Source organism: Ferroglobus sp., from assembly GCF_015521575.1.
Taxonomy (GTDB): domain Archaea; phylum Halobacteriota; class Archaeoglobi; order Archaeoglobales; family Archaeoglobaceae; genus Ferroglobus.
The window spans coordinates 1-6524 of the sequence record NZ_WANY01000073.1 but is presented as its reverse complement, the minus strand read 5'-3'; the positions used below and the strand labels follow the sequence as shown (position 1 = coordinate 6524).

Here is a 6524-nt window from a genome sequence, read left to right as displayed (position 1 = left end):
CCTCTCTCCTTCCGCATCTGCCGCATACCTTTTCTATTACCGCAGATTCAAAAGCTTCCTTAACGGCAGCAGCGTTTCTCTCCCCAAACCTCTCCGAAACGAGTTTTTCGAGAGAGCCTAAATCGAGTTTTGGAAAAACTCTGAGAAAAGCTCCGAGCATAGGTAGGTTTACTGCCGGCAAATCTCCAAGAAACAGACCGTTTTTGATGGCTATTCTTGTCGCGTCAACTCTAACGAGAGAAACGCTTTTATCAACCTCAACTTCAAATTTTTTGCTCGCATTTACTATTACAAAGCCATTTTCCTTCAGCCTATGAAAGACCGTACTATTCAAAATTTTCAAGTCAAAAACAACGATGTAATCGGGATCGTACACCAGACTCCTCTTCCTAATCTTTTCTGTAGAAATTCTTGTAGAGGCTACAACTGGAGAACCTCTTCTCTCAGCTCCGAAGAAAGGTATGGACTGGGCTTCGTAGCCGTTAAGGAAAGCAACCTCCGCAAGTATTTTCGAGGCTGTAACTACTCCTTGCCCACCCCTACCGTGAAACCTGATTTCCCACTCCACAAATAGATATTCGAATCGAAACTATATAACAAAACGATCAATCATGATCGTTTTCAATAAAAAATTTTATTCAAATGCCTTGATGTCTAACAAATGTGGTTCTCTGTCCCTCAGCTCCTCGATGATCCTCCTTATTATTTTTAATTCGGCTGTCCTTAAGTGATGCAGACACGTTGACTTGGCTATTCCAAAACTCTTTGCAAGCTCGTTTACGCTCGTTTTCCTCGGCCATTCGAAGTATCCTCTTTTGTAAGCACATATCAAAACCTTCTTCTGTTTCATCGAAAGACTCCTGAGAATTTCCCCTATAACGTCTTCAACCCTCTCATCTTCCAAGGAGCGAAGATTCGTTATGCTCAAAACCTCCACCTCAATATCTTCGAGCTCCATGAGTTTGTTCAAAGTCTCGCTCAGCTTTTCCTCATCAACGAGAATTACCCAGTACTCGAATCCGTTTGAGATGGAAATTCTCATAGGCATGAATTCAAGGGAGAAAACTTTTTCGTAGAAAGTCGTGTGGGGTGGAAATCTCGCATGTATGTCCGCTTCGAGATCGTTCTTTCCTATTACGTAAACTTCGTGAGCGTATTCGCTGTAGTTCTCTATATCTTCGATGAACTCCTTTAGATCCTCGTAGCTTTCAGCGACAAGGTGGAAATTTGCTCTTACTTCATTCTCAAGCTTGAATAACCCGTTAGAAATCAAACATACGCGAGGGTGATCTTTAGTAGATTCGATACTCCAACAGTTGGGATGCCAGAGCTTGAGAATTACCTTTTTCAAACCCATCATTTTAACGCACCTTAATACTTACTCTGGCTTTTAATATTATTAATCATGTTTCGACCATGGTCAAACGATACTCTTTTTAGCAATCGGCAAGATCGTTTTTTGTGATCTACGATTTGCCGCTTTTCAGACCACCGAGTGAAGCCAAAAGCGTAATCCTTCAAGCCACAATAGGCTGCTCCCACAATAAATGCACCTTCTGCGGATCTTACAAGATGAAAAAGTTCAGAGAGAAAAGTTTGGAGGAGATTCGAAGAGATTTGCTAATTTTAAAGGAATTTTACCCCGATGCAAGAAGGATGTTCATTGCAGACGGGAATGCTTTTTGCATTTCCACGGAAAAGCTTCTCAAGATCATTTCGATGGCGAAGAGAGCTTTCCCTAAACTTGAAAGGATTTCGATATACGCCACGCCAATGGATGTTCTTGAGAAGAGTGATGAGGAGATTGCTGAACTCGCTAACAATGGTTTAAAGCTGATTTACCTCGGAGTAGAATCTGGAGACGATGCGGTTTTAAAAGAGGTTAAGAAAGGCGCGACGAGCAGAGAAATCCTCAAAGCCGGAAGGAAAGCGATAGAAAACGGAATGATGCTTTCGGTTACAGCCATACTCGGACTTGGTGGGAGGAAAAGAAGCGAGGAGCATGCGATCAATACGGCGAAACTCCTAAACGAGATGAAACCCCATTACACAGCCTTTTTAACACTGATCGTCGTCGAAGGTACTCCACTCCACAGGAAAGTTTTGAGAGGCGAGTTCGAGCTGTTGAACAAGAGAGAGCTGTTACTTGAGCTTAGGAGAATTGTGGAACAGCTCGAATACAAAACAGTCTTCAGAGCCAATCACGCTTCGAACTATCTCCCCCTGAAAGCGAACCTTCCCGAAGAGAAAGAAAAGTTGTTAAAACAGATTGATTTCGCTTTAGAGCATCCAGAGGTTCTTAAACCTGACTATCTGAGAGCTCTTTAATTCGTCTCTTTTAACGAGTTCCACAAGCTGGACTTTCGCTCCGAAACTTTCGAAGAGTTTCTCATAAAAATCGGCGTATTCCTTCTCTTTCCATCCAGCGTAAGAGATGAACAGGAATACCTTTTTTCCCCTAAAAACGCCTTCTTTAAGAAGTTCCGTTATCGGAGGACAGTTGAAGGTCCACTTCGGGAAGCAAACAGCCACTCTGTAGTCCTTAATTCTAACATCATTAACCGGAAATCCGAGCAAGGGAAAGAAGGACAAAGAAAGCCAGAAAATGTACGGAGGATTTAGAACCGGCTTAATTTCGATGAGCTTCGCTTTAACTTCTTCAGCAAGAGTTCTGGCAATTTTTTTCGAATTGCCAGTGAAGGAGAAGTAAAGTACGCTACCACTCATCGAGCGAAAGTCGAATAAAGATCTTTAAGTATTTTTCATTTGATATGCTTTCGAAAAAAGCGATAGATGAGTTGATGCACGAAGTGGCTTTGAGAGTGCAGAAGTGGATAGAGTGGGATGCTGAGAGAGGTTTTTACCAAGCTAACATTCTTGAAAGAGACCTTTACGAGCACATCATTTATCCGAGAGTTCAGAACGCAAAATCCCAGCTTTTAAATGCTCTTCGCGAAAATCCGACTAACAGAAAGCTGATCGAACTCGTAGACAGAATCGGGAGATGGGAGGATTTGATAGAGAAGCTTTTCGTCGAATACTACAAGATCTGCGCGGAAAAGGAGCTGGATGAAGCTGAGGAATATTCGATCCTCGATGGGAATTACGAGAGCGATGAGTTCTTACACAGCAATCTCATAAGCTATTTGCTGAAAACCGGGAACGTGAAAAAGCTGACGTCTCCAGCCATAGAGTACAAAGGCAAAGTACTCTTCATGCCCCTAACGTACATAGAAAGAAGATTCGGCTTTCGAATCTACGAAGTCGAGAAAATTATAGAGGACATCCTCGCCGAAGAGGAGCTTCACAAAGTTCTCACGAAACTTTTCGGCGAGGAGGTGAGTAGGAAGTTCGATAACATAGCTGCTAAGCTGAGGAATGAAAAAGAATAAAAGAAGAATTTGCAACTCACTTTGTGGAGAGGCAGCTCGTTAGAGGCTTCATAGACGGCTCCCTTTCAACCCTCGGAGTTGTCATTGGAGCATCTGGGGCGGAGATATCGATTATAATAGCTGCCGGAATCGGTGGAGGAGTGGCTAACGGTCTGTCCAACGTATTCGGAGCCTTCACAGCCGAGAGAATTGAAGAGGAAATGCAGATAGTCAAGATAGAGAGAGCTATGCTTAAGAATTTAAAGGAAACTGAAATCTACAAGAGTGTCAGGAGAAAAGTTTTGAAAAAAAGCCTCATTGACGGCGTTTCTACGATTTTCGGCAGCGTTATAGTTGTTCTACCCTTCTTCTTTGCGTTGGTGTTGAACGCAAGTCCATTCTTCGCAACCCTCGTTTCGATAGCCCTCACAACGGTGGCTCTTGGGCTGATAGGACTATACCTGGGGAAGCTCTCAAAGGAAAATTTAGCCATTTCATTTGCTAAGATGGCAGCCTTCGGAATAGTGACGGCTTTTCTTTCAATGCTCGTTGAGAAAGGTGTGCACTTTGCCCTCGGTTAATTCGAATTACGTATGTATTACAAACGCAAACGTTTTTCCCCACTCAATCCTTCAACCTCCCATGTACGAGGTTTTGAAGGGAAAAGACTTCACGGATCTGTTAAAAGGAAATGTCAGCTTCGTTTTGTGCATAGGTAACACGAAGACAGCGGAAATTCCGGGAATCACGGTGGCTGGAGCAAATCCGGATTTGATAAAGTTCACCCCACCGGCTGATGCGGAGCTCTTGTATTACGGAAAATGCAAAAGTATTCCCTTCCCTCCAGCTACACCAGACGGAAAGCCAACTCCAGCTTTAATCACCTACACAGCCCTCAGACTCGTCAAACCGCAGCTCTTCGTTGTTGATTCGGGGCTAATGATCAAACCGAAAATTCCCTACGTGTCTATAAACGCTCCGGTTGGAGAAAACATATACGAAAGAGACGCTATGAGCATTGAAAGTGTTGAAGAGGCTTTCGATTACGCCAAAATTTTCGGTAGGGAGGTTTCTAAGAATTCCGACTGTTTGATGATTGCGGAAAGTATTCCTGCAGGAACAACAACTGCCGGAGCTGTTTTAAAAGTTCTCGGAAAAGAGCCGAGGGTTTCGTCAAGCATGCCGGAAAATCCCGTTGAGATAAAGATGAAGGTTATCGAGAAAGCAGCGAGCAGAGTAAATTCGGAAGACCCCCTCGAAATAATTGCTAAGGTTGGAGATCCAGTGATGATCGGAGTTTTAGGAGTGGCTTTAGGCAGCGAAAAACCAGTTGTTTTAGCCGGTGGAACTCAGATGGCAGCCATAGCGAACCTCATCAAGCTCTTTGAAGAGAAATTCGAGGTGAACATAGCCACCACGAAATACATAGCTAAGGACAGAACAGCCGACATAGTCGGCATTACTCCAGAAGACGCGAATGTTGTGGCTGTAGATCCCCTACTCAAAAATTCGAGCAAGGAAGGGTTGAGAGCTTACGAAGAAGGTTTTGTTAAGGAAGGAGTTGGAATGGGTGGAGCGACGCTTTTAGCTTACGTGAAGGGATACGAAGATGCGTTTTTGAGGGAAATCGAGAAGGACTACGAAAAAATAGTGGGTTAGGCAAACGGATGCTTCGCTTCCTTCCTCTTTTCTTCCACTTCTTCAGGAGTGGGCAAATTCTTCACAGCTCTTTCTATAGCCAGCTTCGTGGCTTGGTAGTTGTACTCGTAGATCTTCTTTTTATCCTCAGCTGCCGGGTGGATGAAGACGTTGGCAACGATGCACCACTCGTCTATTTTGTCCCTTGGAATTATTCCCTCCTTCACTGCATCAGCCACGGCATCAGCAACAGCTTTTTGTGCGGGTCCGAAGATAAGTTCCCCCTGCTTCATGTTCTTTATCGTCACGGTTGGAACTATTACTGTTGGCGGCTTAACAGCCAAGTTCGGAGCTATTATCGCCGTAAGACCTCCGTGTCCTTGAGATGGGGCTCCTAAAGCCATCGCAAAAGCTATTCCAACCGGCCCGTCTCTCCTACCTATCAAAATATCTACGTGAGCAACCTCGTTTCCCTCTCCAACTAACGCTTCGCCTGTCATTAAAACGTCGTGGTGGGTCATATCTAAATATTAAAAAATTCTCTTTGATATAATTTTCTGTGGAGTGGTTAAATTCTCAAAAACTCGTAAGCCTCGTGCTCTTCAAAAGTGTACTTTACTTTACTGAATTCCCTCTTTAAAGAGATAACATCTTCTCTCACACTTTCGACGCTTCTCCTGTCCAAGATTACATCGGCTATCAGCTTAGCTATAACGTCCATCTCATCTTCCTTCATACCAAGCCTCGTAACCTCCTGAACTCCGATTCTTATTCCCGAGGGATTTTCGGTATCTTTAATCGAGTCCCAAGGTAGTAGGTTTTTGTTCAGAACTATGTTGGCTCTTTCAAGCTTCTTAGCGATTTTTGCTCCTCCTCCTTGTTTTTTAACATCCACAGCCACTTGGTGCGATTCGGTAAAGCCGAGATCTTCTCCTAAAACCTTTAAACCCTCTTCAGCCAATTTCTCCGCAAGCCTTTTCGCATTTTTGACAGTCTGCTCAGCATAATCTTTCCCGAACTCTTTGAATTCCAACGCAGCGACAACCAATCCGGCTAATGTATTTAAATGGTGATTGCTCACGACTCCGGGAAAAACGGCTCTATCAACTTTCTCTGCCAACTCCTCTTTGCAAGCGATTATGGCTCTCTGCGGACCAAAAAACGTTTTATGAGTAGATGCCGTTAAAACATCAGCTCCTTCCTCCATCGGACTTTGGAACTTGCCTCCCGCTATAAGCCCAAGAACGTGGCTTCCGTCGTACATGACTTTTGCGTTAATTTCAGCAGCGATTTCCGAAATCTCTTTGACCGGATGCGGAAACAGGAAAAGGCTTCCACCTAACACGAAAAGTTTCGGTTTCTCTTTCTCCGCAAGCTTTTTAGTTTCGTCAACGTCTATGTTCATGCTTTCAGCGTCAAAAGGGTAATGTACTATCTGCAAACCCCTTAAGCCTGCAGCAGAATACTTTTCGTGACTTATGTGGCCTCCAGAGGGGATTGAGAGGGCGAATATCT

At 43.9% G+C, this 6524-nt stretch carries 9 protein-coding genes; 4 read left to right on the top strand and 5 right to left on the bottom strand.

Annotated elements, in window-relative coordinates:
- On the bottom strand, positions 1–568 hold a 568-nt coding region (locus F7C14_RS03125; RefSeq protein ID WP_290899851.1), incomplete at its 3' end, for a 2-oxoacid:acceptor oxidoreductase family protein.
- A gap of 66 nt (positions 569–634) precedes the next feature.
- The gene (locus F7C14_RS03120; protein ID WP_290899849.1) at positions 635–1360 is read right to left on the bottom strand and encodes a helix-turn-helix domain-containing protein; all 726 of its coding nucleotides are present in this window, start codon (positions 1358–1360) and stop codon (positions 635–637) included.
- Between the two features lie 101 nt (positions 1361–1461).
- Here F7C14_RS03120 and F7C14_RS03115 point away from each other — a divergent pair, with 101 nt between their 5' ends.
- Entirely contained in the window at positions 1462–2328 is an 867-nt protein-coding gene (locus tag F7C14_RS03115; protein WP_290899848.1) for a radical SAM protein, read from the top strand.
- Here F7C14_RS03115 and F7C14_RS03110 read toward each other — a convergent pair.
- The gene (locus F7C14_RS03110; protein WP_290899847.1) at positions 2281–2727 is read right to left on the bottom strand and encodes a hypothetical protein; all 447 of its coding nucleotides are present in this window, start codon (positions 2725–2727) and stop codon (positions 2281–2283) included. The genes F7C14_RS03115 and F7C14_RS03110 overlap by 48 nt on opposite strands.
- 44 nt (positions 2728–2771) lie before the next feature.
- Here F7C14_RS03110 and F7C14_RS03105 point away from each other — a divergent pair, with 44 nt between their 5' ends.
- The 3 genes from F7C14_RS03105 (at position 2772) to cobT (ending at position 5030) form a co-directional block, all read left to right on the top strand.
- Positions 2772–3392, top strand: coding sequence for a hypothetical protein (locus F7C14_RS03105; RefSeq protein ID WP_290899846.1), 621 nt, complete (start codon positions 2772–2774; stop codon positions 3390–3392).
- A 23-nt stretch (positions 3393–3415) separates the two neighbouring features.
- Positions 3416–3952 (top strand): TIGR00267 family protein, encoded by a 537-nt coding sequence (locus tag F7C14_RS03100; RefSeq protein WP_290899845.1) that lies wholly within the window; start codon positions 3416–3418, stop codon positions 3950–3952.
- Between the two features lie 61 nt (positions 3953–4013).
- A complete protein-coding gene (gene cobT, locus F7C14_RS03095; protein WP_290899844.1) occupies positions 4014–5030 on the top strand; it encodes a nicotinate mononucleotide-dependent phosphoribosyltransferase CobT in 1017 nt (338 codons plus the stop codon).
- Here cobT and fae read toward each other — a convergent pair.
- Complete coding sequence (fae, locus tag F7C14_RS03090; RefSeq protein WP_290899842.1) at positions 5027–5530, bottom strand: formaldehyde-activating enzyme; 504 nt, start codon at positions 5528–5530, stop codon at positions 5027–5029. The two genes, cobT and fae, sit on opposite strands and share 4 nt — an antisense overlap.
- Before the next feature lie 47 nt (positions 5531–5577).
- Positions 5578–6524 (bottom strand): serine hydroxymethyltransferase (glyA, locus tag F7C14_RS03085; protein ID WP_290899839.1); only part of this gene is annotated, 947 nt, incomplete at its 5' end.

What these genes read in the sequence shown, in the direction of transcription:
- fae (WP_290899842.1), bottom strand. Translation starts at nt 5,530, where the DNA reads ATGACCCACCACGACGTTTTAATGACAGGCGAAGCGTTAGTTGGAGAG.
- F7C14_RS03110 (WP_290899847.1), bottom strand. Translation starts at nt 2,727, where the DNA reads ATGAGTGGTAGCGTACTTTACTTCTCCTTCACTGGCAATTCGAAAAAA.
- cobT (WP_290899844.1), top strand. Translation starts at nt 4,014, where the DNA reads ATGTACGAGGTTTTGAAGGGAAAAGACTTCACGGATCTGTTAAAAGGA.
- F7C14_RS03105 (WP_290899846.1), top strand. Translation starts at nt 2,772, where the DNA reads ATGCTTTCGAAAAAAGCGATAGATGAGTTGATGCACGAAGTGGCTTTG.
- F7C14_RS03120 (WP_290899849.1), bottom strand. Translation starts at nt 1,360, where the DNA reads ATGATGGGTTTGAAAAAGGTAATTCTCAAGCTCTGGCATCCCAACTGT.